Here is a 25,758-nt window from a genome sequence, read left to right as displayed (position 1 = left end):
AGATTATGGAAACTACTAAAATAACAGAAATTAATAATATTATAGATACTTATTTGAATTTTGAATCTCTTTCAACTATTGATGATGAGCAATATAAAAAGGTTGTAATTGAATTTTTTAAAGAGCTGGATCAATTAAAGAAGAAAGGAATACTCATAGATAATGAGCTTATACGTTTTATAAGTGAGAAGTATTCAGAGATATCAGAAAAATTTGAAGAAAATCCTATCTATGAAGAAAGGATTCAGAGGATACTTCCGGAAATAAGTGAGTATTGCCCACCTCCTTACTTCTGGGATACCCCATTACATGATTATATGAAAAATAAATGGGGATTAACTATTAATGCTTCTGGTCTACAACCATAATTCCAAGCGGAACTTTAACTCGATTTTTACATATATAAAAAACAAAATAGAATTCAATAGGATTTATTATGGCATTTCCCACTCGTTAAAGAATATTTTTATCCAAACGGCTTAATTTTTGCAATTTTTTTAACTGCCGGATATTAATCATATGATGGTAGTTAACAAACAAAAAAGAGAGGGAAAAGTAATCAGCCTTTCCTTAAAGTTCGGAGCATAGTTTTTAACCTCATATCTCATTTAACTGAATAGGGGAAAACTGTTTTTAAGGCTGTGCTGATAATCTCAAAAATATCAGCGCAAGTAACTGGCAAAAAATTGTAGAGTACTATTATTTTAAAAAAATACTGTTATGAACGTTAAACGCACATTTGGAACAATACTGACTGTTTTAGGAATCGCAGGTTTGATTTATACAGGATATGAATTGATTAATAAAAGCTCAGCCTATACGACTTTAGGAGTGATCGGAGTTCTTGGACTGATATTCTTTTTTTCGGGGATAGGTCTCGTCAAAAATACTAAAGACGAGGCATAAATACGTTATTTTAAAGAAGATTGAGAAGCAGTCTGAAAAATTAAAAAGCTACAGGTGCGGATATTGGAGCGTCTTTAGTAATTATTTGGGCAGCCAATAGATCGATATCTGATTTTTAGGAGTTGGGCATATGGTCATTGAAACATTTATTGAAGGGCTTTTTTGTATGTGAATGGCCCAAAATTTGTATGTAAAGTTACTGCCAATTTTTGCTAAGATATTCATTTGGAACCATAACAAAATATAGATAATATGATCATCGATGAAAATCTTTTGCTCGAAAATGGAGCCGTTTACGAGGATTATCCCGCAAAGGAAATTATTTATGAAATGGGAAGTGTTCCCCATTATTATTTCCAGATTGTTAAGGGTACAGTAGAACTGAATAATTATCACGAGGATGGAAAAGAATTTACCCTGAATATCCTCTCAGAAGGTCAGAGTTTTGGAGAATCTTTACTTTTTGCCAATAAGAATTATCCGATGAATGCCATCGCTAAAACTGACTGCATAATTCTGAAATTACCAAAATCCAACTTTCTATATATGTTGAGTACCAATAGAGAATTGATGTTTACAATTTTCCGTCATCTGTCAGACCGTCTCTTCGATAAGTATGTGATGCTGTTCAACAATTCATCCACTGACCCGATGTCGAAAATAAAATCATTAATGGATTATTATAAGGATAGTTCCTTAAAACAAAATCCTTACTCTTATCCTGTTCCACTTACCAGGCAGCAAATTGCCAATTTGACAGGTTTACGGGTCGAAACAGTAATACGGACGATTAAAAAGATGGCACAAGAAAAGATCCTGAAGCTTGATGGAAGAACAATTTTCTATTAATGTATTTTTATAGTAACCCAGGTTAGGTGAATCCAAAGTATCTACCAGATCTTCAACGATCTATGATCATAATCATCATAATCCTGTGCATAGGTTTTTAAATGATTACAATCATTCGTTCCACCATATAATAAAAAGAATCAGGAAATAGTGTTAAATTTGATTCGAACAGATCTTTACTATTTGAAAAACTATAATTATGAATGAAGAACTAAAATTTAATCCAGTGGATCAATTTCCTACCCAGGTAGAAGGAGAGCAATTTTCGAGAACTGTTTTATTGTACGATAAAGATTTAGATAATTTTGATCTGGGCTATTATGACTTTGAGCTTCAGAAATGGCAGGGCATGGGAGGTTTTCAAATGGATGTAATTTGCTGGTCCTACATTCCTGTACCTAATGAATTACAAGTTTCGGGATTTGATTCTGTTTCTATTGATTAATTACGGAACCAGATTACTTTAGATACATGAAAGTAATTGGAACTAAAGTATAATGAACTCTTGGATAATAAAGAAATACTGTTGACATTACTGTTGTATTATTCCTTATTTTTACAGTAGACTTCTAATTAAGTTGATGTACATAGCAATTTTTAAATCATTATAATGATAAAGGAATTTTCATTTAAAAAATTTGGGAATTTAGAATTTAGCAAATCCTCCGTTCAAAATGATACCCTCAACAAAATAAACGAACATATCAAAGTCCTGTTCATTCCACAAAAAGCTATTATACAAGTGGATTTTCAGGAGATTGAAATGAAAACAGATACCTTATTATTTATTAATCCCTATGTCATCGTAAAGCCCTGTGAAACTATCGGCGGGCAACTGATGCATTTTAACAAGGATTTTTACTGTGTGGAAATTCATGATCATGAAGTTGCCTGTGATGGTATTCTGTATAACAATGTGTTTGAAATTCCATTCATCAATTTAAATGAAGAACAGTCTGCTGATATACAAAAGATCATCAGTGATATTCAGTCCGAATTGAAAAATGAAGATTCCGGTACAGAAGAAATGTTGAGGACATTGTTAAAACTGATCATTCTTAAATCTACACGCATCTGGAAGCAGCAACATCAGCTGGCAGACAATATACAGCAGGCCGATGTCCAATTTCTGCGGAAATTCAGCAAATTGGTAGAACAGCATTTCAAGACTCTCCATACTGTAGCTGATTATGCTGATTTGCTTTGTATTACGCCAAAAAATCTAAGTAAAAAAATAAGCCTGGTTAGTAAAGACACACCAAATGAAATTATAAAAAACCGTATTATACTTGAAAGTAAGCGTCTTTTAGTACATACTACAATGAGTGTCAAAGAGATTGCCTACACATTGAATTACGAAGACGACGCCTATTTTGTCCGCTTTTTCACCAAACACACGGGAATATCCCCAACCAGTTTTAGAAAGCAGTTTTAACCAGATATTTCTCCAATATCCAGTACAAGCACAGCCCTGATCGGTTGTGCTTTTTTCATATTTACACCTTACTTGTCCCCAAAAACAGATTGTTCATAATACTACTGGTTCCTGTTGGGGCAAAAAGTGCAATTCAAAGCGAAAACCATCCATTGATACGCCTTCGGAATTACCCCAACTTTGCAATAACAAAAAGGAACAATAACAACAATTAAATAGTAAAGACATGAACAAGTTTACAGTAAAAGACGGAACAGAAATTTATTTCAAAGATTTAGGTGAAGGGCAACCGATATTTTTTCACCATGGATGGCCATTGTCATCCGACGACTGGGATGCACAGATGATGTTCTTTCTGGAAAAAGGATATAGAGTTGTTTCCCATGACAGAAGAGGGCACGGAAGATCGACTCAAACCTATAAGGGTAATGACATGGACACGTATGCAGCGGATGTTGCAGAATTGGTAGAGTACCTGAATTTAAAAGATGTGATCCACGTAGGTCATTCAACAGGTGGTGGCGAAGCAATAAGATATGCTGCCCAATATGGAAAAAACCGCGTATCTAAAGTGGTTTTAATAAGTGCAATTACACCTTATATGATTGCTGATGTCAATAATCCTGAAGGGGTGCCACTTGCTGTATTTGACGATATCCGCCATAATACACTTCATAACAGACAGCAATTCTATCAGGATCTTACAGTGCCTTTCTACGGTTACAACAGAGAAGATGCGGTTATTAAAAAAGGTATACAGGACAACTGGTGGAGACAGGGAATGATGGGTGGTATCAAGGCACAATATGACTGTATCAAAGTCTTTTCTGAGACCGATTTTACAAAGGACCTAAAAAGTCTGGAAATACCTGTTTTAGTACTCCATGGTGATGATGATCAGATTGTGCCTTATCAGACTACGGCAGTAAAGGCTGCAGAACTTCTTAAAAATAGCCAACTGATCATTTATCCGGGCTATTCTCACGGCATGCCTACCATCAATGCTGATGTAATCAACAAGGATATCCTATCATTTATAAAAGAATAGAAATCAAGAGAGACAAAAAGTACAATTCAAAGCGAAAGCCGTCCATTGGAAGGCCTGAGGAATAAGAGCAACTTTGTAGTGTCAAAATAACAACAATAATAAATATTTAAAGAAACATGAAAAATTTAATCTTAGCAGTCGTATTATTTACAACATTAATTTCAAACACAGTTTTATCACAAACAAAAAGAACACCAGCAGCCTTTGGAAGAGAAGAATATATTGAAGTAGAGAAAAATGTGAAACTTCATGTAACGGACCTTGGTGAGGGAGAGCCTATTGTTTTAATTCACGGATGGCCATTGAGTGATGCCATGTATGAATACCAGTATGCCGATTTTATCCAAAAAGGATATCGTGTGATTGGTATCACTTTAAGAGGATTCGGACTGTCTGACAAACCGGGAGGCAAATATAATTATGATGTATTTGCAGATGATATCAAGGTTGTTTTGGACAAATTGGATGTTAAAAATGCTACAATCGGCGGATTTTCAATGGGTGGTGCTACAGTGATCCACTATGTAGCCAAATACAATGCTGCCCACGTTTCAAAAATGGCTTTATTTGGGGCAGCAGCACCGATATGGACAAAAAGGGCAGACTTTAATTATGGCCTGTGGACTAAAGAAGATGTCAATGGTTTGATACACCTAAACAACACTAACCGTCCGGAATTATTCGCCACATTTGGTAAAATATTCCCAGCTAATGAGACCAGCGTTTCCCAAGGTCATGGTGCTTGGTTGGGAGGCATTCAGGCTCAGGCATCACCTTATGCAATGGCTGAGGGATTAAAAACTCTGAGGGATAGCGATTTGCGTAATGATTTGAAGAAAATAACAATTCCTACTTTGATCTTACACGGTAAGCTGGATAAAATCTGTTCTTATGATCTTGCGGAACAAATGAATATTTTGCTTAAAAACTCAACGTTAGTTCCTTTTGAAAAAAGCGGTCATGCCTTGTTCATCGAAGAGTTGGATAAATTTAATACCGAATTATTGAACTTCATCAAAAAATAGGATAAGTACAGGATGAGGTTAGTCTAAAAAGCTAACCTCTTTTTTTAATATCAAATGAACCAAAATGCACAGATTTATATTGCTTTTCTTAGCCCTGACATTGTTGTCATGCAGTACAAAAAAACAGATTGTAGCAGTAAAACATACGGATTTACCAAAAGCCATAGGTCCCTACAGCCATTCAACCAGCTATGAAAATTTAGTGTTTGTATCGGGCCAGATAGGAATAGATCCAAAAACAAACCGCTTAAAAGAAGGTTTTGAAGAACAAATAGTACAGATTTTTGAAAACTTAAAAACTATTCTCAAGGACAATCATTCCGATTTTGATCATATTGTCAAAACCACCATATTCATTACTGATATGAAACAGTTTGAAACAGTAAATAAGATATATAATCATTATTTCAAAAACCGCTTTCCGGCACGCAGTACAGTTGAGATAAAGTCATTACCAAGAAATGCAAGCATCGAAATAGAATGCATTGCCACTCAGAAAAACTAATTGTTTTGATAGATTTATGAGATTTATATTAAGATTATGTTTATAGTTATAAAATAACTAGTGAACCCCCGACAATAAGATGTTAATGGAAAAAAATAATATCGTCATATCAGAAGATAATTACTTGTTTAAAGGTGGGTTTTGATAAAATATCAGTTTCACTACTAATAGATTGCGGTCGAATTTTCTACAATGTGTATTTTTCAAATATAGTATACCTTGCTAAAAAAAGTTTATTTTTTTGTTGGTTGTGCATAGTTGATACGCTTGTGATTTTAATTATATAAATGTTTATATTTTTTTTGAATATTTATTATAGTTTAGAATTAATTTTATTTTAAATAGCTTTTTGTTAAATAAAATAATATAAATTAAGACATCTAAATTGTTATAAAGTTAAGACCTAAAAATGTATGCAAAAAAGATTACAATTACCCCTATTTAATAACTATAAATTTTTTTCAAATGATCTGGAAAAGATATATATCACTATTGATAAAAGGATTAAATATAGCTTTTTGAAATATTAATTCAATATTAGATATTGTTATGATTTATTTTAGAAAAGTACTTTGTTTAGGGATCATTTTTTCTTTTTTAGAATATAAGCCACAACTCTCAAAACATAAAATTGACAGTTTGCAGACAGATGTTTTTACTAAACTGTTGAGAAGTGGTGAATTAAAACAAATAATTTCGCAAGAAAAAATATGTCTTGAATTAGCTCGCAAACAGGATTATAAGAAAGGTAAGATAAGAGGGAACATTAATATTGCCTATGCTCTGACTTTACTCAAGAAAAACAAAATGAGTCTGGATTTTTTAGAGATTGCTAAAAAGGAACTTGAAAAAGAAGATGATGATAACCTTTTAGCATATCTGTATTTTGCTTACGGCATTAATTATAATTCACTAAATATGCACTCGCAGGCGATCAGAAGTTTTGATATCGCATTTGCCTATGCGCAAAAAATAGAAGATAAAAAGCTAAGAGAGAAAAGGTTATATGGTATCTACGATTGGAAACGAAATAGCTTTCAGGTCTTAGGGATGATGGATTCAGTATATAGTAATGAAAAAAAATGTATGCAGTCTCCCATGCCTATGTTGTTTATAACTATTGCTAACAGACATTTTCAAAAAAAGAATATTGATTCAGCTGAATTTTATATTAATAAAGCTAATGAATTATTGTTCAAAAAGGAAATTCCGATCGAAGGTAAGGCTAATGTGCTACGGGCTTTCGGGAAACTATACATCAGAAAAAAGCAGTATGCAAAGGCATTGAATTATTTATTTAATTCGTTAGAAATCACAACTAAAGCTAATCTAAGAAAAAGAAATCTGGAATCGTATGAATTAATTTCAGAAGCTTATAAAGGACTTAACGACAAGGAGAAAGAGAATGAATATGCACTAAAGCGCTCGCTGCTAAGTGACAGTTTAAGAGCAGAAGAACAAACCGTTACTAATACTGTAGTTGAAAAAATTCTTGACGAAGAATTGGAAAAAGAAAAAAACAATAAATTTTACCTGTATTATGTCATTATTAGTATTATAATTATGAGTGTGGTAGCAATTTATTTGATATCGATTGAGTTAAAAAAGCGCGACAAGCTAAAAGATATTTTAATCGGTCAAAAAATACAGGAATCTCAGGAACTCAAAAGAAAACTAACCAATGTTTATGATGAATTGATTCAACTGGCAAAAAATTCTGATCCTTCTTTTATGAATCGGTTTAAGGAACTGTATCCCGAATTTTGTAACCATCTTACCTCGAAGTATAGTCAACTCAACTCAAATGATTTAAGATTATGTGCATTTATCAAACTGAACTTTTCCAATAAGCAAATTGCTGAATATGACAATATATCGCTAAGAACTGTTGAATCCAAGAAATATAGATTAAGAAAGAAACTTGAGCTTTCAAAAGAAATAGATTTTAACAAATGGGTTTTAGAACATTGATATTATCTTTATGTAACAGATAATATTTGACATTACTTACTGTATTAAATGAGCTTTTACTAAGAATTTTCGTCAATTTTTCCGCCTTACTTTTGACTTTTCTTGTACAATGGAGAAGTTTGTACTTTCATTGCTTATCGCAAATATACAGTAATATTAAATTCATACTCTGTGAAAAAACATGCTACTTACAATGAATCATTAGTTGTATTGCTATGATAAATGGTCAGTAATAATCTCCTTGTAATCTTCCCCAAAATCTGGAACATTTAAAGATATAGTTTTTAAATTTGGAAGACTATGAAAAACAGTAAATTTTCAGAAGTTCAGATTATTAAGATTTTATCTGAACAAAATCAGGGGAAACCAGTAAATGAGATTTGCCGGGAACATGGCATCAGCCAACCAACATTTTACAAATGGAAAAGTAAATATGGCAGTTTGGATGTTCAGCAACTTTCCAAAATGAAGGAAATGGAGAAGGAACTTTCGCAGTACAAAAAAATTGTAGCAGAGCTTACGTTGGAAAATATTGTGATGAAAGATGTGATCGCAAAAAAGCTTTAACACCTTCCGAAAAGAGAGAACTGGTTGCTTATTCCGGTTCAGAACATGGAATAAGCGTGCGGAATGCGTGTAGACTTTTCATCATAAACAGTTCGGTATTTTATTACAAAAAGAAGACGGATAATGAGGACGATAAGATTAGGGAGGAGTTGGTTTTGCTTGCAGATCAGCATCAGACCTGGGGATTTTGGACAATGTATCACCGCTTGAGAAACCTGGGATTTGGGTGGAATCACAAGCGGGTTTACAGAATCTACAGATCGATGAAGCTGAATCTAAGAAGCAAACGAAAGAAACGGCTTCCTGCAAGGGTGAAGGAGCCTTTGCTTCGTCCTGTTTATCCCAATGTAACGTGGAGTATGGATTTTATGCATGACACTCTGGAGAATGGTAAATGTGTGAGAAGCCTGAATATTATCGATGATTTTAACAGGGAAATTTTGAATATTACAATTGATACCAGTTTACCATCTGCAAGAGTAGTTTCACAATTGGAACAGCTGATCGACTGGCGTGGAAAACCGGAAAAAATAAGAGTGGATAATGGTCCTGAGTTCATTGCAGAAAAATTAAAAGATTGGTGCGGCAAGAATGAAATTGTCCTTCATTATATTCAGCCCGGAAAACCAACGCAAAACTCTTTGGTAGAAAGATTCAACAGGACTTTTCGTACAGAATTCTTAGATGTTTACTTATTTGAGAACATCAATCAGATGAGAAATTATGTAGAAATCTGGATGTGGATGTACAATAATGAACGGCCACACAGTGCGCTGCAATACCTCACACCCAGAGAATTTTTATTGAAATATGGAAAAATCAAAAACAATAACTCAAGGGATTTTCCCACATTTCAACAAAATTTTAACAGCGACAACAATAAATTATTAACAAAAAACTCTACTTTTAAGTGTGCCTAAAGTGGGTGAGATTACATCCTTATTACATCAAACCTTATTATTAAGAAAAAAAATATTAATTGAGTTTATTTTCTTATACAATTTAAGGTGATAACTATATTTAATTTAATTGGTTTATAATCAGTTGTTTAATTGATGCAGTGCAAATGCAGTATAGATTTTTCTGAGCTGTTATAATACTTTTGACAAGACAATTAAACTTGTATTAAATAGTAATTTCATATTTAATGTAATGAAAAAAATCCCCTATACTATAAGAGCTTAATACGTAGTTAATCTGCTTTTTCGAATAATTATCTCACACCGTTTTATATAAATAGATTAAGCTTGACACTGATTTATCTTTTTACATTATCATTTTCAATAACTTTAAAACAACATATATGAAAAAAACAGTATTTTTTGTAAGTGTATTAATATCGGTGACTGTAAATGCACAAGTTGGTATTAATGAAGTAAATCCCTCTGCTATGCTGGATATTAGGTCAAAGGGAAATACAAATACAACTAAAGCACTTGAAGTAAGTAATTCAAATGGAACAGAACTTCTAACAATTCTTGATAATGGTAATGTAGGTGTTAATGTTGTAAACCCAAGTGCAAAATTGCATACCAATGGTAGTGTGAGGTATGAAAACCTACCTATTGTCTCTGGTAGTTTATCACCTCTTGCTATCAAAGATGATGGAACGGTAGGAATTTATGTTCCGGAACCTACCAAATATCTTTATATGGCAATGGCATCAACAGTTACAACTTCTGCATTCCCACTTTCTGATACAGGGGTTTATACCAATATTCCCCTTGCGTCTGCACAAGCTATTACCAATACTATTAATGCAGGATTCGGGACTGATGCTTCGGCTTCCTTGAATGTTAATAGTGCGGTAGTTTCAGCTTCAAATGTTAACTACATCACTTTTCCGGAGCCTGGAGTTTATAAAATTAATTTAAATTACTATACCAGTTGCACTGGAAGTCCCACAGATTCATCTAATAATATGTTGGGAATAGGTACAGTATTGTTTAAAGCTGCTGCTAATAACAGCTACAACAGGTTGGCAGTGGTGCGTTATAATGGTTTGTCTAGAAGAAATGATACTGGTGCGGTAATTGCGGGGCCTTACAATTTTCCCCTTCCTCACACCGTTTTTTTAGTATTTGAAACTACAGCTGCCAATGAAAAAATTGCTCTTTTCGTAAATTATGGTTTTGGTGATACCTTTCCCTCAAATGTGTGCTCCTTTGCGACACCTCCCGGTCTATCCAATAAAATAACAATGAATATTTCCAAATTATAATTCACAAATTATGAGAAAGATATTTTTAATAATTTTCACTTCAGTGTGCACTGAAGTGTGGGGACAGGTTGGTATTAATACCAATAATCCCTCAGCAACATTAGATATTGTTTCAAATGGAAATGTTTTGAGTGTTAAAGCCTTGGAAGTTAACAATTCAGATGGATCAGAATTATTGAAACTCCAAAGTAATGGAAATATAGGAATTAATACAGGAACATCTTTACCAACTGATTTACTGCATGTAAAGACTGATGTGAAACATGAAAATCTCCCGGTTTTGTCTTCTCCTTACAGCCCGTTAGCTGTTGATGCGACTGGTGCAGCCAAGATTAAGCCTGCAACAATCCAGTATTTTTATTTTAAACGAAGCACGTCATTCGGGAGCTTTTCGCTTTTTGACACAAATATATATACCAATATACCGTTCCCTGCAGGGGGAGATGTTCTAGGTAATACGACTGGTTTTGGATTCGGAACCGATGCTTCAGGAACGGTAAACTCACAGTCTGTAAGTAATATAAGTTATCTGACGATTCCTGAGCCTGGTGTCTATCTTTTTGAAATGTATCAGACAGCGCTTTGTACCGGGCTTCCAACAACTTCATCCAATACAGGGCAAATTGCAATAAATACGATATTCACTACAGCTAATAGCGGAAGCTCCGCCTATACTACAAATACAATTTTCAGAGATTATGCGATTGCCCGAAGAAGCGCGACAGGAGGAATTCATAGTAGCAGTTATGGTTATGCTAATCCACAGAAACTTATTGTTGCCTATCAGAGTACTACAGTCAATGAAAAAGTGGCGCTGTTTGTTAATTATGCCGGAGGAGACAGCTATAATACCCCAACATGTCAAATGAATAGACCGAACGGAAGTGATAATTATGGTTACTTAATAGTCACTAAGCTTTAAGTATCTTGAAGTAACACTATAAGATTCTAAAAACAACAATAAAGAAAAAAATGTTCCTAGAAACTCCTGCTATTTTATTCTATCCAGAGAATAAAATCAGGAGTTGTTTATATGGGTTTGAAAGACATAAAGGGTTATATTATATCTTACCATTAAGTATCGTTTCTCCATACATTTACTCTATTTTTGTTAGGTAAATAGAAATTGAAAGTCCTGTTGTATCTGAAGTTATGTAAAATCAGCATGTCGGTTTTATTGATTAGTTTTGCAAATCTTAATAAACAGTTTTTTCTCTTTCTTCATCCAAAGCTGATGCTGCTCTACACTTTTTTATTATTGGAGATGCTATCAGAATTAGTATTATCCGATAATCTGACTAAATTTGCAAAGGTATTTTACGATGATGTATTTATCAGAGTTTTTAAAGGTTTCAAGAAAAGATAAATTACTCCTTTTCGAGATACCGTTTGTTAGTATTAACATAGAGGGGGTATTCTTTCTTTGCTTGGACTGATCTTTTCACATCTATGCAATGGGTAGCAAATTTTCTTTCTGGGGTAGTTGATTCTAATAAATTCCCTGTCACCGGTTCAATGATCCAGCCTGCACCACCCCAATCGAAATCCTCACCCCATCCTGATCTATTAGAACTTAAACAATAGGTTCCCGATATAATTGCTGATGCTCTTCCAATAGTTAGCCATTGGTCAACAGAGGACTTTCCTGTCGCTCTGGGGCATAACAATACATCTACATCCTGCTTTCCATACTGACGGGCCTTTTCGGTAAACCACAGCTCAGTACACATCAGTACTCCTATTTTCAATTCATCAAGTTGAACTGCGTCGAAGGAAATATTATCTTCTTTGTCGAACCAGCTCTCTTCCCAAAAATGATCTTCTTCTGGAAAAAAAGCTTTGGTATGAATTCTCCGATGCCCTTTTCCTCTTTGAAATACAAATGCCGTATTATAAAATTTTGTACCAACTATTTCGGGAGCGGAATAAATAATATACTTTGCTTCAAGTTTTTCTACCTCTTTCATCCAAAACAAATGTTGTTCTACACTTTCTTGTTGTACTTTTATTGAAACCTCTTTCTGATTAACAAACCAGGAATAAAAAGGCATTTCAGGTAAGAGTAGTAAATCTGTCTTATTTTGAGCGAGATAAATTTGAAGTTCTCGCCAGTCTTCTAAAAATTCACTTCTATCATTGCTGAGTTCACATACCGTAACATTCATACTTAGCTATTTTTAATACTATATAATGGATTATTTAAACGACAGGACAAAGTTTTAAAACTTTGTCCTGTTTTATATTGTTGCAAAATCAATTATGCAGAAATTCCACCGTCAATTTTAAAGCTGCTGCCTGTAATATATCCTGCTTCATCACCTGCGAGGAAATTAACTAAGGATGCTACTTCCTCTGGAAGTGCAAAGCGCTTTAGCGGAATAGAATCCATAAGATACTGACGTATATTTTCATCAGCATTAATCAGCATATCTGTTTCCGTAGCTCCCGGTTCTACACTGTTCACTGTAATTTTTCTTGGTGCGAGATCCCATGCAAGGCCTCTGGTATAAGCAGAAACAGCGGCTTTTGTGGCTATGTAATCAGACATACCCGGACTGCCAATCCTGATTCCGCCAACGGAAGCAATGTTGATGATGCGTCCTCCGTCTGGCATATATTTCTGTGCTGTTCTAACGGCTTCGGCAACAGAACGAATATTTACATCGATCTGGTTATTGTATGCTTCTGCTCGTTCGCTTGCCGTTTCAATCGGACCGTTTACGGCTACAGCAGCATTATTCACCAATATATCAATCCTGCCAAATGCTGCTATAGCTTCTTCGATGGCACTTTCTACCGCACCTTGAATTGCTCCATTAGCTTTTATGGCTAATGCTTTTCCTCCGGCCTCAACAATATCAGATACAATTTGCTGTGCGCTGTTTTCTGAGTTTAAATAAGTGAAAGCCACCATTGCGCCTTCTTTTGCAAGACGTTCTACGATTGCTTTCCCCATTCCGCGAGTTCCTCCGGTAACGAAGGCTGCTTTTCCTTTTAATGTTGACATTTTATGTAATTTTTATTTTAAAGTTTGTTAATATTAGTTATAGATACCTGCTATAAGTAGCGTTGATCACATACAATTTCTAAGACTTCTACTGAAGATTTATCGTTACGGATTGACGATAATTTTACCTGCCGTGTGGTTTTTTTCGAGTTCCGTATGGGCCTGTGCTATTTCTTCAAGTTTAAATCGTTTTGAAACATGTGATTTTACTAAACCTTCTTTCATTAATCCTGCAATGGCCTTCATATCTTTTCCATTTGAAACGACAGCATTATAGTACGCATGCACATCTAATTCTTTAGCACGCTTTTCCCATTCGCTTCCATCAATGTGAGACCATAGGCTTAATAATGTACCTCCCTTTTTCACTATGCTAAGGGTTTTTTGGATATGCTCATCCCGTAAGCCTTCAATAACATAGTCTACCGGTTCGATTACTTCTAAGAAATCAGTCTTTTGATAATCGACAAATTCATCTGCTCCAAGGCTTATTACCAAATCCTTTTTTGATCCGGAAGCTACAGCAATAACATAAGCTCCAAAATATTTGGCAAATTGCACGGCAAAATGCCCCACACCGCCACCGGCTGCGGTTATAAGCACACGGTCGCCCATTTTTATAGGATTTTTGATGAGCGGTTGCCAGGTAGTTAATGCTGCCATGCCTGCAGCAGCTGCTTCATCATGGGAAATATTAGCAGGTTTTATTGTAATGTCAACTATATTGGCAATTACATATTCTGCATAAGCTTTAGCGTGTCCGGCTGTAGTAAAGGTTGGAAAATTGAGTAGACCGAACACCTCGTCACCAATAGTAAAGGTGCTGACATTATTTCCGACAGCTTCAATTACACCAGAAACATCCCAGCCCAATATTTTGGGTGTTTCATTGTTAAATATGTAGTCTAATGCAGGGTTTTGCCGTGCATAGATATCTGTAGGATTAATGCTTATTGCATGAACTCTGATGAGCACTTCATTATCGTTAGGTGTTGGAATGGGAAGCTCTGCCATTGATAATTGGTCAACATTTCCCTGCTTTTTTAATATGACTGCTTTCATTTTAGTAATTGTATAATGTTGTTGAGAATTTGAATAAATTTTTATAAAATTTTGATCCTTTATCTCATTTACTTATGCAAAGTTATAAGCAATTAGGTATAACTTTGTAACCGGTATCACGGCTGATACTTGAAATTGAAAATGGACGAAGCCTATTGGACAAAAGCAAAACTTATTTTGTTAAAATAATTAAACAATAAAGATTTTAAGAATATGAAAGAATGTGTAAAAACCAAAATTGACGCTCAGGATATAAAGGCATTGCAGGACACAATTTATGTAATCGGGGGGAAGTGGAAACTACCTATTATCTATTCTATCTGTAATGGGAATAAGCGTTTTAGTGACATTGAAAAAAGCATTCCGGGAATTACAAAACGGATGTTATCATTAAATTTAAAAGAACTCGAAGCCAATAAATTAATTACAAGAATCGTTGATGTAGATTTCCCTTCAATCATTGAATATGAATTCACAGAGTATGCAAAGGAATATGGCACTCTAATTACTGATATGATCGAGTGGGGAAAGAAGCATAAAAGACTAATAACCGATAAAGTTTAGATAGTAAACAATGATTTACCAAAATACTAAAGAGAAGTAAAATTTGAAATCCAAAGAAGGTCAGTATTGAGGAAAGAATGGCAAGATTTTGATACAGATCGTTGGGTTTGATGTCGAGTAGAGATGATATTTAGCAATTCGCTTGTATGTTGAGAGGTTGGATTATAATCGATCACAAACAATGTTCCGGATAAATCATTAGCATCTAATGCTAAACTCAAAACTCTTGGAATCTTGGATAATAACCAGACTTCCTCAGTCTAATTTGCAGGATAAAAATGAACTTGTTTCAAGTTTAATATCCTTTAAATTATGACAACTATATATTTTAGTATACCAAATCAAAACAACAACAACGTTACCAATATCCCAATAATAACTCTGAGCTTTTTACAGTATTTTTTGAACTTTTAATGAAATAAGTGCTTCAAATCATGATCTAATTTTGTCTATCAAAACTTAATTAAATACTAAAAATTTAAAATGAAAAAGACATTAATTATCATCACGCATCCCGATATGGATAACTCTGTCATCAACAAAAGATGGCTTACAGAATTAGAAAAATATCCTGAAAAATTCCAAATACATCAATTACATAAAGTTTATCCTGATCAAAAATTTGATATTGCAGCAGAACAAAAACTAATTGAAGAGCACGATCATATCATTTTCCAATTCCCATACTATTGGTATTGTGCTCCAGCATTATTAAAAAAGTGGTTGGACGAAGTTCTTACACACGGTTGGGCATATGGGAGTTCAAGCGGATTTAAGTTTAGAGGAAAGAAAGTCGCTTTGGCTATTTCATTAGGTTTGAAAGAAGAACATTTACAACGCGGCACGCCTTTGAAATTTAATCTTGATGATCTCACTCATCCTTATGAAGCAATGTTTGATTGGATAAAAGCCGACTATCAACCCTATTTTGCATACTACGGAATGACATTCGAGCCATCGGAAGAATGGGTGGAAAGAAGCGTACCTTTATATCTGGATTTTTTGAATCGCTTTAATCCTGAAAAAGAAGAGACAGTGTTGCTTAATTTGCAATAATAAATTAAATGTACTAGCAACCGGAATTAGCAAGAAGAGATGTATTATTATACCTCTCTTTTTTAATTTATAAAAGTATTTTCAACAAAATTTATCCATTACAAAGTGAAAATTATCCATTTTTTATCAGATTCAGATTCATCAATTTTACAGATCACAGAACGAAGATTATTGAGCAAATGAACGATCTCAATTGCAGTAAAATTATCAAAGAAAATTCCAAGGTTTTATCTTGGAATGATGATATCCAAGTGATGTATTATCAGACTTCTAAGGAAATTATCAGAGCTAATATGTGCGTTCACATGAATATGATTAGCATTGTTCTGCAAGGTACAAAGGAGATTTTGGGATGTGGAATGAAGAGGGTTGTTCCGGCAGGTTCCGGTTTTTTTATGAAAAAAGGTTCTTATCTGGTTTCTGACAAAATCGAAGATGAAGAAAAAGATTACGAATCAATAATTATCTTTTTCTCTGATACTTGGCTCCAATCCCAAATAGATACAATATTCGATTGTAAAAATACTTCGGACACACAAGGCGAAGACTGTCTTAACGGAGATATTGCGTTGCTTGAGGAGGATAAATTAATGAATTCGGTGATTGATCAGCTTAAATCTTATTTCGAGTTAAGTCAGGATAAAGAGCGTTTACAGATTTTATTGCCATTTAAAATCAGAGAGTTATTTCAGATCTTGATTTCTGCCCCAAATGGTTATCATTTTGAAAAACGATTACGCAGTCTTGATAATCATCATAATCCCGATTTGGTCGTATTAATGCAGAATAACTACAAAGAGAATATTTCTCTTGAGCAATATGCTTTTCTTGCCAATTGTAGCTTGTCAACATTTAAAAGAAAATTTATGCAGACCTTTAAAACAAATCCCGGAAAATGGATTATGCAGCGTAGATTGGAAGAGTCGTACGAATTATTAAAAAAATCAGAAAAGAACGTTACGGAAATAGCATATGAAGTCGGCTTTGAAACTCCCGCTCATTTTATAGCATCATTTAAACAGAAATATAGAAACACACCGAAACAGTTGCAAAAGCAACTTTAGCACAAAATCATTCTAAACTTTTCACGATAGTTTTTGAACTTTTTAAGAAATCAATTCATTCAAAACAAGCTGAACTTTGTCTTATAAATTTAAAACAATTAAAATTTAAAACAATGAAATTGTATTATTTTACAGACCCAATGTGTTCCTGGTGTTACGGTTTTAGTCCGGTGATGAAAAAACTGAAAGAAAGCTATCCGGATATTGATTTACAGATTATTTCAGGAGGTTTTGCACCGGGAAGCACACAGAAAGTGACAAAAGAGTATAAAGATTTCCTAGCATATCACTGGAGAAGCGTAAGTCTTCGCAGTGGTCAGTATTTCGACCATTCGATGAAGTTTGTTTCTGATAGTTTTCATTATGATACAGAGCCTTCGAGCAGGGCCTTAGTAGTAGTCCAAAGGTTTTTACCGGAGAAAGATTTCGAATTTTTAAGCCTGATGCAAAAATCGTTTTATGTGGAAGGAAAAGATATTACCAATGATGGGGTTTTGGCAGAATTAGCAGAAGAACTTGGAATTGAAAAAAAAACTTTTTTAGAAGGATTTCATTCGGAAGAGATAAAATTGAAAACTGCTCAAGGATTTCAATTTAGCAGGCAATTAGGCGTAAAGGGATTTCCAACTTTACTGACTTTGGAAAACGGAACTGTGAAAGTTTTGACTCATGGTTTTCAGTCTTTTGAAAGTTTAAAAGAAATTATTGAGGAAAGGTTGACAACAATGTTTATCCCGGAATCTTTTAGCGGGCAATCTTGTTCGGATATTTCCTGTGAATGTTGAGAAGATGAGTCGGCTAATATCTATTAACAGTGGATTTAGCCGACTTTTTTAATCTGTTAAAACTGCAATTATGAAAAAGCAAAATTTTTCTTCACTGATTGAAAAGATTCAGAAAAATCTCCATAAAACACTTCCAGGAGAAAAAGCACATCAAATAATGGAAGCTCTTTCTGCAAGTTATCTGACTTTAAGACCAACACGAAAAACGCGGAAAAGCGCGGTTTTGATGCTTTTATATCCAATCGATAATGAAATTTATTTCCCTTTGATTTTAAGGAATTCTTACGATGGTTTTCATTCCAATGAGGTTGGTTTTCCAGGAGGAAGATTTGAGTTGACTGATGAAAATCTTATCCAAACTGCACTTCGTGAAGCAAAGGAAGAAATCGGAGTAAATTCTGATGAGGTCAAAATTTTAGGAATATTAACCGAAATATTTATCGGCCCAAGTGATTTCAATGTCTTACCTGTAGTTGGTTATGTTCCATATCGGCCAAATTTTAAACCTGATTCTCGGGAAGTACAACAAATTTTCGAATTAAAGTTGGAGTACTTTTCAGCCCCCAATATTATCGGTTGCAGTGAAATCAGTATTCCCGGAGATTTGGTGACAACGCCTTATTATGAAGTTGATAACCATAAGGTTTGGGGTGCAACAGCTAAAATAATTGTTGAACTTTTGACCGTACTGAAACTTTAGTATTTACTTCTGTTTTGCAAGATAGTCTGTAAACTGTTCATTCAATAACTCACATTCGTGCTGCAATATTCCCGATTCAATTTCAGGCCTATTTCCCCATTTGGGAACCGTTTCCGTTTCAAGAATTTTAAATTCAGAAGATTGTCCGCCAACAAAAGGAACAGAAACTCCAAAGACCAATTTCGCAATTTTATGATGTCTGATAAGATAGGAACACATTATGCAAGGCTCGTGAGTTGAAAACATAACAGATTCCTCCAAAACATCTCTGTAACCATTTACTAAAGCATCTTTTACCGCTAAAATTTCTGCGTGTTGCGTAATATCTCCGCTTGATTTTCCAGATTCAATTCCTCTGCCTATAATTTTGTTTTCAAAAACCAAAAGAGATCCGACTGGCGGATTTCCTTTTTCCAAAGCTTGTTTTGCAAGTTCGATGCATTCAAGCATGTATTGATTGTAATTATTCATTTTTATTTTAATTAGATTCTGCTCCTCTGTTGAAACCGATAGTATTTCTATAAATCTGTGGTGAAACATCTGTTTTATTCTTAAAAAGCCGACTAAAATAATATTCGTCCTCATAGCCCAATTCGTAGGCAATTTCTTTAATTGTTTTGTCTGTAAGATACAATTCTCTTTTAGCCTCGATAATAATTCGTTCCGTAATTAAATCAGAAAGGGTTTTATTGAAATGATTCTTTGTAATTCTTGCCAGTGAAGCCGGAGTTTGATTCAATAAATCCGCATAATCACTGGCTGAATGTTTAGTTCTGAAATTATCTTCAATCGCATTTTTAAGATTTTGAATGATAAACTGCTGCTTAATATTTACCGTTTCAGAATTTTGAATCGTTTGCTGTTCCAGTTTAATTCTTGTCGCCGTAACCAGCAAAATTTTTAAATAAGAAATCAAAACTTCATCCTTTCTGAAAGCATCGTTTTTAAGTTCATTAGCAATTCCGTTAATCAAATTTAAAATGGAACTCTTACTAAATTCGTTTAAACTAATAAACGGCTGTTGATAAACATTATTGAATAAAATTCCATTCGCTGCAATTTCCTTATGATGCCTGTAAATACAGAAAAAATCGTGGTGAAACTGTATCGAAATTCCCATAATCGGCTTCGCAGACTGTAGCATAAAAGGCTGATACGGATAAAATGCAAACAGCGTATTTTCCTTGAAAGAATAATCGCAAAGGTCAACCGTCGCAACGCCTTCTCCCGAAGTAATCAGAATTAAAGTAAAATAATTATTCCGCTGAATATGGTCAAAATAGCTGTTGTTATCAAACTCAAAAAGTTTGAAAGCCAGATTTCCGTTTTGCTCGTTCACGAGAGTATAGACAGATTGTGATAGCATTGTTTCTGCAATTTAATTATTATTTTTAAATCAAAACTGCCCTTTAAAAATTTCAAAGAGCAGTTTTAAGACAAGATTAGAAAATCAAAATATCGTAACCCTCATTTCTCAGGTTAAGGAAACTTGGCAAACCAGGTGTTCCAGGAACCTCGTTTTCGTTCAATAACTCGTACCCGGAAATTTCCGTCCCAAATACTGCTACACAACCTTTCGAAAGACCATGAACATAATCTTTCACTTCATTGTAAAGCCCGTGAACAGGATGGTCTGCTTTTTCCAATTGTTCCGGCCATCTGATTCCTGTTCCCTGAAAAATAATTTTCACATCTTCACCCGCGTGCTTGAATTCGTAAGCCGAAGCCAAAGCGTTGAACACTCTTCCTAAAGCTTCTTCCGATCCAGACTTTGGGTCAGAAAGAATAATAATTGCTGTCTTTTTCATTGTATAAAAATTTAATTTACACTGCAAAGATGTGGGAATAAAGTACGCTAAAGAATGGATCATTTCTACTTTGTAATGGAGATTTTTTTTAGTTGGTCCTTTAATATTCATAGAAAAGCGAACTTTAGTTAAAAAGTTCGCTCAAAGTAAAATTCAAATTTATTATGATCCGGGTTTTACAAAAGTTTGCCAGCCTCGCATCGTTTCAATAAAACGTTCACTCAGTCCGCCTTCACGAAGAAAATCGGCTGTTACAGGCAACTGTGGACTGTCATACAACGGATTCACTTTTACCTGAAGCGGAAAATCCCTCTGAAGGATTCCAGCTCTGGCAATCAGCACAAAATCACAACCTTCATCCAGTAATTCTCCGGCCCGCTGTGCGCTCATAATTTTTCCGGCTGCACCCAGGCGAACGCCTTTTCTTGGAAGCTCTGTAAAAACACTCAACATCGTTTTGCCTTTAAAACTTCCTTCCCTTACAAGCTGAGCCGAATCCCAAAGTGCCAAATCCAGATAATCAATCAATTCTTTATCAAAAATTTCGGTGGTAATTTCACGTAATTCTTCCAAACGAAGTCCGTATCGTTCAATCGACAAGCGCCATCCAATCTGAAAATCATTTCCACAAGCTTTGCGAATTCCTTCAATCACTTCAATGGTGAATCGTGCCCGGTTTTCTATACTTCCTCCATATTTATCGGTTCGGTCATTCAGGTTTGGTGAGAGAAATTCAGACAAAATCCAACCAAAAGCACCGTGAACAGAAACGCCATCAAAACCAGATAATTGCGCCCTTTTTGCCGCTTCAATAAAACTGTCACGAATTCTTTCCACGTCTTCGGTTGAGATTGCTTTAATATCTTTCAATGTTTTGCTTGATGCAGGAGCCGGAATTCCTCCAAACTCTGGTTTGGCTCGGTGTCCAGCGTGATGAAGCTGTACAGCCGATAAAGCTCCCCCTCCACGAATAGCTGTTGCCATTTTCGTTAATCCAGGTAAATGTTTATCACTGTGAATTCCCAACTGCCGTTCAAATGCAATGGCTCCGGCTTCTACTGTAGATGCGCTGGTTTGGATTAATCCGTAGCCGCCCTTTGCCAATTGTTCCATCCATATTTGGTCGTATTTGGAGGCTGTACCATCAAAATCACTTTGCTGACTGGTCAGGGGAGCCAACATAAAACGGTTTCTCATCGGCGAACCGTGCAGAAAAGTGAGGGGTTTAAATAAATCAGAAACAGACATTTTGTATAAATTTTATGGTTTTATTTATCAATTTTATCTGTTACAAAGTTGGATCTTTACAAGGTCTTTAAAAATGGATTATTTTTACGTTGTAATGGATGTTTCTATAAGATTGGTTTATTAACACACTAGTTATACTTTAAATTAAATTCTTTTAATAATAATATCTACAGATCGAATCTAAAGGATGCAAATTTTACTAAATTATCTAATGAAAATAGTTGTGTTTATAAAGAGTATGTAAACTATTTTATATTTTTGTCAGCAGATATTTTGGAAGCCTGTTTCATTTGTACTGGATTTTCCTGTTTGGCAATGTAACTTTCTTCTATCTAAATAAAAGACATTAACATCTTTATATCTTATTAAATGAATATTATGAAAAACAAATTCACAAGACTTACAGAACAGCAGTTGGCCAACAAATGCAATTTCATTGAAAACTATTTGGCATCTCAAAATGCCGCAAGTGGAGCAATATTTGACTCGAACGCGAATGTTTCCACCAAAAATATTGCAACCATGGAAGCAGAATTGAACAAAGATATCAACATCCAGATCAATCGCAATCTTATTGGTAATAAGATAGAAGAACTCTTTGGAGCAAGCCTTGCCAAAGAATATATAAGACAGTTGGAAGAACATGAAATCTATGCTCATGATGAAACAAGTCTAAAACCATACTGTGTAAGTGTATCCATGTATCCGTTGCTTTTGGACGGATTGACAAAGCTTGGTGGCGAGTCTAAAGCCCCCAAACATTTGGGCAGTTTCTGTGGCTCCTTTGTGAATTTTCTTTTTTCAGTATCTTCACAATTCGCAGGTGCTGTGGCGACCGTGGAATTTCTGCTGTATTTCGATCACTTTGCAAGAAAAGATTTTGGTGAAAATTATATTCAAACACATGCCGAAATGATTGAAAATGAGCTTCAACACGTTGTATACGCTATCAATCAGCCGGCTGCAGCCCGCGGTTACCAGTCCGTTTTCTGGAATATTTCCTTGTACGACAGACCTTACTTCGATTCAATGTTCGGAACATTCTTTTTTCCTGATGGAAGCAAGCCTGATTATTTCTTTTTGGACAGACTTCAGCAATTTTTCATGCAATGGTTCAATAAAGAACGTTGCAAAGCAGTACTCACATTCCCTGTAATTACGGCAGCAATGCTCACTAGGGACAAAAAAGTCTATGATGAGGCCTTTGCAGATTTCTGTTCAAAAGAGTTGAGCGAAGGAAATTCATTCTTCATTTATCAGTCCGAAAACGCTGATTCTCTGGCAAGTTGTTGCAGACTGAGAAACGAAATATCAGACAATACATTCAGCTATTCTTTGGGGGCAGGAGGAGTATCTACAGGAAGCATCAATGTAATCACCATCAATATGAATCGTCTTTATCAGAAAGAAATTCCGTTAGAGACAATGATTGATAATATTCATAAATATCAAGTGGCTTTCAGAAGTCTTATTCAGGATTATAAGAATGCGGGAATGCTTCCGGTATACGATGCGGGTTTCATTTCTCTTGACAAACAGTTCCTTACCATTGGGATCAACGGAATGGTGGAAGCTGCAGAATTTCTGGGCATTGAAATTTCAGATAATGAGCGCTACAAAAACTTCATCAATGAAAATCTTAAACTGATTTTTACGAAAAATAAAGAAGCCAAAGAAAAATATGGATATATGTTCAATACAGAATTTGTTCCTGCCGAAAACCTGGGTGTAAAAAATGCCAAATGGGATAAAGAAGACTGGCTGTACGTTCCGAGAGACTGCTACAATTCTTACTTCTATATTGTTGAAGATGAAAGCCAAAACCTAATCGATAAATTCTTCCTTCACGGAAACGAGTATATACAGTATCTTGACGGAGGCTCTGCTTATCATTGCAATCTTGAAGAATATCCTACCCAGGAAGGTTTTAAAAAACTATTGAATGTGGCTGCGTATACAGGATGTAATTATTTCTGCTTCAATATAAAAGTGACGGTTTGCAATAGTTGCGGTTATATCAACAAAAAAACGATGGATCACTGTACAGAATGTCAGTCTGATGATATTGATTACGCTACACGTGTGATCGGTTATCTGAAAAAAGTCACCAACTTCTCTAAAGATCGCCAGAAAGAAGAAAAAAGAAGATATTACGGGAATGCTGAAGTATGATAGCTATGATATTGTTCTGCAGGAAATTCCTGATGAGGTTTCACTATGTCTTACCATTACAGGCTGTCAATTAGCGTGTGAAGGTTGCCATTCAGAACATCTGTGGAATCCTGAAAACGGAACAGAGCTTACTCATGATATTTTTCGGAATTTAATCACGAAATATAAAAAAACGATTACCTGTGTTCTTTTTATGGGAGGGGAATGGGTAGATTCTGAACTCATTGCTCTGATTTCCATGACAAAAAGAGAAAAGCTAAAAGTCGGCCTTTATACCGGATTGAACGAAAAACAAATGAAAAGGAAACATCCGATTTTACTGGAAAATCTGGATTACTTAAAAACAGGGAAGTGGATCGCAGACTTGGGAGGACTTAACAGCATAAGCACCAATCAGGTATTGAAAGATCTCACCACGGGAAGGATTTTGAATGGCTATTTCCTTAACAATAAATAAATCGAAAAAGTACTGTTTTACAGTACTTTTTTATGGATCTAGATTGGATTTTAGATCTATGATGTAAATCATGTTTGTATTAAATATTTGATTTTCAGTTGAATATGGTGTGTATTCTTCAAAAATTATTTTGAATGAATTAAAATAAGATATTTTTGTCTTATTTTAATATCTGATTACTGTATCTTTGTTACAGAGATTAATTCTGCATGCAACTAAGTGAATGACCATTAAAAACTTATACAGATGTTCAGCATTTTCACAAAGATCAATAAAAAAGCATTTATTAATGCCATCATTGCCACATTAGTGGTCATTGCCGTTACGGTAATAGGATCGGTAAATCTACAGAATTTTGATGCCGCTTTGATCATTTATTTCTTCGGAACGATCAGCATGACTTTCGGAGTTGTCTATCATCATTCGGTATGGAAACAGCGTCCGGCAACACAGAAATACTGGAAGCGTACCTGGGAATTTATTTTCAGTAAAGATTACCCGGTTTATGTAAAAGAAGTGATCCGTTTATCTGTTCGTAACATCATTTTTCAGAAATTCATCGCTCCAAGAGGTAAAACGCGTTGGTTAGGACATTTCCTTTTAGCTACAGGATGTCTCATCTCATTTATGGTCACATTCGGACTTACATTTGGATGGCTGCACTTCACCTTAAAACCAGGAACCATAGATCAGTATGAAACCCATATGATGGGCTTTATTGTGATGACATTTCCTCTCGATACTGCCATAGCCGTTTTCTTTTTCCATATTCTGGTTTGGACCTCGATCATGGTTATCGTGGGTTGTCTCATTATGATGCACAGAAGATTCGTGGATGAAGGTCTTATCGCTACCCAATGGTTTGAAAGAGACTGGCTTCCTTTGATCTTATTGGTAGCTGTTTCTGTGACAGGATTGGGAATTTGGTTTGATTATACCTATCTCGAAGGAAAAATGAGTCAGTTTATGGCTATTACCCATGCCATTACGGTAGCTATGTTCCTTATGTGGATCCCTTTTGGAAAGTTCTTTCACATCTTTCAGCGACCAGCACAAGTGGGAGCAAATATCTATAAAATTGAAGGAAAACGAAGGGGAATGCAGGTTTGTCCGCATACAGGCGACGAATACACCACAAAAATGCATATTGATGACCTGAAGGAAATCACAAAAAAAATGGGCTTTGATTTAGTACGCGAAGATGGCAAAAGCTATTTGGATTACAGTCCCGAAGGAAAAAGAGCAATGCTAGCCAAAGCGCACCTTAAAGCAAGACAAGAATCAGGAAAATATTTTGGTTAAAATAGA

Annotated in this window: 26 protein-coding genes and 1 pseudogene; 20 read left to right on the top strand and 7 right to left on the bottom strand. The window is 34.9% G+C overall.

Annotated elements, in window-relative coordinates; all coding sequences use genetic code 11:
* Window positions 1-5 precede the first annotated feature (5 nt).
* The 12 genes and pseudogenes from LIV57_RS10170 to LIV57_RS10115 all read left to right on the top strand — a co-directional run bounded on the left by LIV57_RS10170 (window position 6) and on the right by LIV57_RS10115 (window position 11,449).
* A complete protein-coding gene (locus LIV57_RS10170; RefSeq protein WP_227942481.1) occupies window positions 6-368 on the top strand; it encodes a hypothetical protein in 363 nt (120 codons plus the stop codon).
* A gap of 352 nt (window positions 369-720) precedes the next feature.
* Window positions 721-906: a hypothetical protein gene (locus tag LIV57_RS10165; RefSeq protein ID WP_047433500.1), complete on the top strand. Its 186-nt coding sequence runs from the start codon at window positions 721-723 to the stop codon at window positions 904-906.
* 252 nt (window positions 907-1,158) lie between these two features.
* Complete coding sequence (locus tag LIV57_RS10160) at window positions 1,159-1,755, top strand: Crp/Fnr family transcriptional regulator (RefSeq protein ID WP_227942480.1); 597 nt, start codon at window positions 1,159-1,161, stop codon at window positions 1,753-1,755.
* A gap of 199 nt (window positions 1,756-1,954) precedes the next feature.
* The gene (locus tag LIV57_RS10155; RefSeq protein WP_227942479.1) at window positions 1,955-2,200 is read left to right on the top strand and encodes a hypothetical protein; all 246 of its coding nucleotides are present in this window, start codon (window positions 1,955-1,957) and stop codon (window positions 2,198-2,200) included.
* A gap of 165 nt (window positions 2,201-2,365) precedes the next feature.
* Entirely contained in the window at window positions 2,366-3,190 is an 825-nt protein-coding gene (locus LIV57_RS10150) for a helix-turn-helix domain-containing protein (RefSeq protein ID WP_227942478.1), read from the top strand.
* A 226-nt stretch (window positions 3,191-3,416) separates the two neighbouring features.
* Window positions 3,417-4,238 (top strand): alpha/beta fold hydrolase, encoded by an 822-nt coding sequence (locus tag LIV57_RS10145; RefSeq protein ID WP_227942477.1) that lies wholly within the window; start codon window positions 3,417-3,419, stop codon window positions 4,236-4,238.
* Between the two features lie 116 nt (window positions 4,239-4,354).
* On the top strand, window positions 4,355-5,263 hold the full coding sequence (locus tag LIV57_RS10140; RefSeq protein ID WP_227942476.1) for an alpha/beta fold hydrolase: 909 nt from the start codon (window positions 4,355-4,357) through the stop codon (window positions 5,261-5,263).
* 64 nt (window positions 5,264-5,327) lie between these two features.
* Entirely contained in the window at window positions 5,328-5,768 is a 441-nt protein-coding gene (locus tag LIV57_RS10135; protein ID WP_227942475.1) for a Rid family detoxifying hydrolase, read from the top strand.
* A gap of 549 nt (window positions 5,769-6,317) precedes the next feature.
* Window positions 6,318-7,739: a helix-turn-helix transcriptional regulator gene (locus tag LIV57_RS10130; protein WP_227942474.1), complete on the top strand. Its 1,422-nt coding sequence runs from the start codon at window positions 6,318-6,320 to the stop codon at window positions 7,737-7,739.
* A gap of 300 nt (window positions 7,740-8,039) precedes the next feature.
* A pseudogene (locus LIV57_RS10125) lies at window positions 8,040-9,115 on the top strand (IS3 family transposase); the annotation flags it as partial.
* A gap of 494 nt (window positions 9,116-9,609) precedes the next feature.
* A complete protein-coding gene (locus tag LIV57_RS10120; protein WP_227942473.1) occupies window positions 9,610-10,527 on the top strand; it encodes a hypothetical protein in 918 nt (305 codons plus the stop codon).
* 10 nt (window positions 10,528-10,537) lie between these two features.
* A complete protein-coding gene (locus LIV57_RS10115) occupies window positions 10,538-11,449 on the top strand; it encodes a hypothetical protein (protein WP_227942472.1) in 912 nt (303 codons plus the stop codon).
* 445 nt (window positions 11,450-11,894) lie between these two features.
* On the opposite strand, the gene LIV57_RS10110 is transcribed toward LIV57_RS10115, so the two are convergent.
* The 3 genes from LIV57_RS10110 to LIV57_RS10100 all read right to left on the bottom strand — a co-directional run bounded on the left by LIV57_RS10110 (window position 11,895) and on the right by LIV57_RS10100 (window position 14,596).
* On the bottom strand, window positions 11,895-12,692 hold the full coding sequence (locus LIV57_RS10110) for a carbon-nitrogen hydrolase family protein (RefSeq protein ID WP_227942471.1): 798 nt from the start codon (window positions 12,690-12,692) through the stop codon (window positions 11,895-11,897).
* A gap of 92 nt (window positions 12,693-12,784) precedes the next feature.
* Entirely contained in the window at window positions 12,785-13,534 is a 750-nt protein-coding gene (locus LIV57_RS10105; protein ID WP_227942470.1) for an SDR family NAD(P)-dependent oxidoreductase, read from the bottom strand.
* Between the two features lie 105 nt (window positions 13,535-13,639).
* A complete protein-coding gene (locus tag LIV57_RS10100) occupies window positions 13,640-14,596 on the bottom strand; it encodes an NADP-dependent oxidoreductase (RefSeq protein ID WP_227942469.1) in 957 nt (318 codons plus the stop codon).
* Window positions 14,597-14,809: 213 nt separating this feature from the next.
* Here LIV57_RS10100 and LIV57_RS10095 point away from each other — a divergent pair, with 213 nt between their 5' ends.
* The 5 genes from LIV57_RS10095 to LIV57_RS10075 all read left to right on the top strand — a co-directional run bounded on the left by LIV57_RS10095 (window position 14,810) and on the right by LIV57_RS10075 (window position 18,765).
* Window positions 14,810-15,160 carry a winged helix-turn-helix transcriptional regulator gene (locus LIV57_RS10095; protein ID WP_227942468.1) on the top strand — a complete coding sequence of 117 codons (351 nt, stop codon included), beginning with the start codon at window positions 14,810-14,812 and terminating at the stop codon, window positions 15,158-15,160.
* A gap of 483 nt (window positions 15,161-15,643) precedes the next feature.
* On the top strand, window positions 15,644-16,216 hold the full coding sequence (locus LIV57_RS10090) for an NAD(P)H-dependent oxidoreductase (protein ID WP_227942467.1): 573 nt from the start codon (window positions 15,644-15,646) through the stop codon (window positions 16,214-16,216).
* A 179-nt stretch (window positions 16,217-16,395) separates the two neighbouring features.
* Entirely contained in the window at window positions 16,396-17,280 is an 885-nt protein-coding gene (locus LIV57_RS10085; protein ID WP_227942466.1) for a helix-turn-helix domain-containing protein, read from the top strand.
* Between the two features lie 113 nt (window positions 17,281-17,393).
* Window positions 17,394-18,065 carry a DsbA family protein gene (locus LIV57_RS10080; RefSeq protein ID WP_227942465.1) on the top strand — a complete coding sequence of 224 codons (672 nt, stop codon included), beginning with the start codon at window positions 17,394-17,396 and terminating at the stop codon, window positions 18,063-18,065.
* Window positions 18,066-18,135: 70 nt separating this feature from the next.
* Window positions 18,136-18,765 carry an NUDIX hydrolase gene (locus LIV57_RS10075; RefSeq protein ID WP_042721856.1) on the top strand — a complete coding sequence of 210 codons (630 nt, stop codon included), beginning with the start codon at window positions 18,136-18,138 and terminating at the stop codon, window positions 18,763-18,765.
* A 3-nt stretch (window positions 18,766-18,768) separates the two neighbouring features.
* Here LIV57_RS10075 and LIV57_RS10070 read toward each other — a convergent pair whose 3' ends face one another.
* The 4 genes from LIV57_RS10070 to LIV57_RS10055 form a co-directional block, all read right to left on the bottom strand.
* Window positions 18,769-19,236, bottom strand: a complete 468-nt coding sequence (locus LIV57_RS10070; RefSeq protein ID WP_227942464.1) for a nucleoside deaminase — start codon at window positions 19,234-19,236, stop codon at window positions 18,769-18,771.
* A 7-nt stretch (window positions 19,237-19,243) separates the two neighbouring features.
* Entirely contained in the window at window positions 19,244-20,131 is an 888-nt protein-coding gene (locus tag LIV57_RS10065) for a helix-turn-helix domain-containing protein (RefSeq protein WP_227942463.1), read from the bottom strand.
* Window positions 20,132-20,207: 76 nt separating this feature from the next.
* Window positions 20,208-20,573 carry a DsrE family protein gene (locus LIV57_RS10060; RefSeq protein ID WP_042721867.1) on the bottom strand — a complete coding sequence of 122 codons (366 nt, stop codon included), beginning with the start codon at window positions 20,571-20,573 and terminating at the stop codon, window positions 20,208-20,210.
* Between the two features lie 162 nt (window positions 20,574-20,735).
* Window positions 20,736-21,821 carry an NADH:flavin oxidoreductase gene (locus LIV57_RS10055; protein ID WP_227942462.1) on the bottom strand — a complete coding sequence of 362 codons (1,086 nt, stop codon included), beginning with the start codon at window positions 21,819-21,821 and terminating at the stop codon, window positions 20,736-20,738.
* 378 nt (window positions 21,822-22,199) lie between these two features.
* Between LIV57_RS10055 and nrdD the strand changes: the two genes are divergently transcribed.
* From nrdD to LIV57_RS10040, 3 genes are all read left to right on the top strand, one after another.
* Entirely contained in the window at window positions 22,200-23,993 is a 1,794-nt protein-coding gene (nrdD, locus tag LIV57_RS10050) for an anaerobic ribonucleoside-triphosphate reductase (protein WP_227942461.1), read from the top strand.
* Window positions 23,980-24,450 (top strand): anaerobic ribonucleoside-triphosphate reductase activating protein, encoded by a 471-nt coding sequence (gene nrdG, locus LIV57_RS10045; protein WP_120231276.1) that lies wholly within the window; start codon window positions 23,980-23,982, stop codon window positions 24,448-24,450. The genes nrdD and nrdG overlap by 14 nt, the downstream gene beginning before the upstream one ends.
* A 246-nt stretch (window positions 24,451-24,696) precedes the next feature.
* Window positions 24,697-25,752 carry a hypothetical protein gene (locus LIV57_RS10040; RefSeq protein WP_042721860.1) on the top strand — a complete coding sequence of 352 codons (1,056 nt, stop codon included), beginning with the start codon at window positions 24,697-24,699 and terminating at the stop codon, window positions 25,750-25,752.
* Window positions 25,753-25,758: the final 6 nt, after the last annotated feature.

Source organism: Chryseobacterium sp. X308 (genome assembly GCF_020733145.1).
GTDB lineage: Bacteria > Bacteroidota > Bacteroidia > Flavobacteriales > Weeksellaceae > Chryseobacterium > Chryseobacterium cupriresistens.
The sequence above is the reverse complement of the archived record's forward strand: the minus strand, read 5'-3'. Positions and strand labels throughout refer to the sequence as shown.

What these genes read in the sequence shown, in the direction of transcription:
- LIV57_RS10170 (WP_227942481.1), top strand. Translation starts at nt 6, where the DNA reads ATGGAAACTACTAAAATAACAGAAATTAATAATATTATAGATACTTAT.
- LIV57_RS10165 (WP_047433500.1), top strand. Translation starts at nt 721, where the DNA reads ATGAACGTTAAACGCACATTTGGAACAATACTGACTGTTTTAGGAATC.
- LIV57_RS10160 (WP_227942480.1), top strand. Translation starts at nt 1,159, where the DNA reads ATGATCATCGATGAAAATCTTTTGCTCGAAAATGGAGCCGTTTACGAG.
- LIV57_RS10155 (WP_227942479.1), top strand. Translation starts at nt 1,955, where the DNA reads ATGAATGAAGAACTAAAATTTAATCCAGTGGATCAATTTCCTACCCAG.
- LIV57_RS10150 (WP_227942478.1), top strand. Translation starts at nt 2,366, where the DNA reads ATGATAAAGGAATTTTCATTTAAAAAATTTGGGAATTTAGAATTTAGC.
- LIV57_RS10145 (WP_227942477.1), top strand. Translation starts at nt 3,417, where the DNA reads ATGAACAAGTTTACAGTAAAAGACGGAACAGAAATTTATTTCAAAGAT.
- LIV57_RS10140 (WP_227942476.1), top strand. Translation starts at nt 4,355, where the DNA reads ATGAAAAATTTAATCTTAGCAGTCGTATTATTTACAACATTAATTTCA.
- LIV57_RS10135 (WP_227942475.1), top strand. Translation starts at nt 5,328, where the DNA reads ATGCACAGATTTATATTGCTTTTCTTAGCCCTGACATTGTTGTCATGC.
- LIV57_RS10130 (WP_227942474.1), top strand. Translation starts at nt 6,318, where the DNA reads ATGATTTATTTTAGAAAAGTACTTTGTTTAGGGATCATTTTTTCTTTT.
- LIV57_RS10120 (WP_227942473.1), top strand. Translation starts at nt 9,610, where the DNA reads ATGAAAAAAACAGTATTTTTTGTAAGTGTATTAATATCGGTGACTGTA.
- LIV57_RS10115 (WP_227942472.1), top strand. Translation starts at nt 10,538, where the DNA reads ATGAGAAAGATATTTTTAATAATTTTCACTTCAGTGTGCACTGAAGTG.
- LIV57_RS10110 (WP_227942471.1), bottom strand. Translation starts at nt 12,692, where the DNA reads ATGAATGTTACGGTATGTGAACTCAGCAATGATAGAAGTGAATTTTTA.
- LIV57_RS10105 (WP_227942470.1), bottom strand. Translation starts at nt 13,534, where the DNA reads ATGTCAACATTAAAAGGAAAAGCAGCCTTCGTTACCGGAGGAACTCGC.
- LIV57_RS10100 (WP_227942469.1), bottom strand. Translation starts at nt 14,596, where the DNA reads ATGAAAGCAGTCATATTAAAAAAGCAGGGAAATGTTGACCAATTATCA.
- LIV57_RS10095 (WP_227942468.1), top strand. Translation starts at nt 14,810, where the DNA reads ATGAAAGAATGTGTAAAAACCAAAATTGACGCTCAGGATATAAAGGCA.
- LIV57_RS10090 (WP_227942467.1), top strand. Translation starts at nt 15,644, where the DNA reads ATGAAAAAGACATTAATTATCATCACGCATCCCGATATGGATAACTCT.
- LIV57_RS10085 (WP_227942466.1), top strand. Translation starts at nt 16,396, where the DNA reads ATGAACGATCTCAATTGCAGTAAAATTATCAAAGAAAATTCCAAGGTT.
- LIV57_RS10080 (WP_227942465.1), top strand. Translation starts at nt 17,394, where the DNA reads ATGAAATTGTATTATTTTACAGACCCAATGTGTTCCTGGTGTTACGGT.
- LIV57_RS10075 (WP_042721856.1), top strand. Translation starts at nt 18,136, where the DNA reads ATGAAAAAGCAAAATTTTTCTTCACTGATTGAAAAGATTCAGAAAAAT.
- LIV57_RS10070 (WP_227942464.1), bottom strand. Translation starts at nt 19,236, where the DNA reads ATGAATAATTACAATCAATACATGCTTGAATGCATCGAACTTGCAAAA.
- LIV57_RS10065 (WP_227942463.1), bottom strand. Translation starts at nt 20,131, where the DNA reads ATGCTATCACAATCTGTCTATACTCTCGTGAACGAGCAAAACGGAAAT.
- LIV57_RS10060 (WP_042721867.1), bottom strand. Translation starts at nt 20,573, where the DNA reads ATGAAAAAGACAGCAATTATTATTCTTTCTGACCCAAAGTCTGGATCG.
- LIV57_RS10055 (WP_227942462.1), bottom strand. Translation starts at nt 21,821, where the DNA reads ATGTCTGTTTCTGATTTATTTAAACCCCTCACTTTTCTGCACGGTTCG.
- nrdD (WP_227942461.1), top strand. Translation starts at nt 22,200, where the DNA reads ATGAAAAACAAATTCACAAGACTTACAGAACAGCAGTTGGCCAACAAA.
- nrdG (WP_120231276.1), top strand. Translation starts at nt 23,980, where the DNA reads ATGCTGAAGTATGATAGCTATGATATTGTTCTGCAGGAAATTCCTGAT.
- LIV57_RS10040 (WP_042721860.1), top strand. Translation starts at nt 24,697, where the DNA reads ATGTTCAGCATTTTCACAAAGATCAATAAAAAAGCATTTATTAATGCC.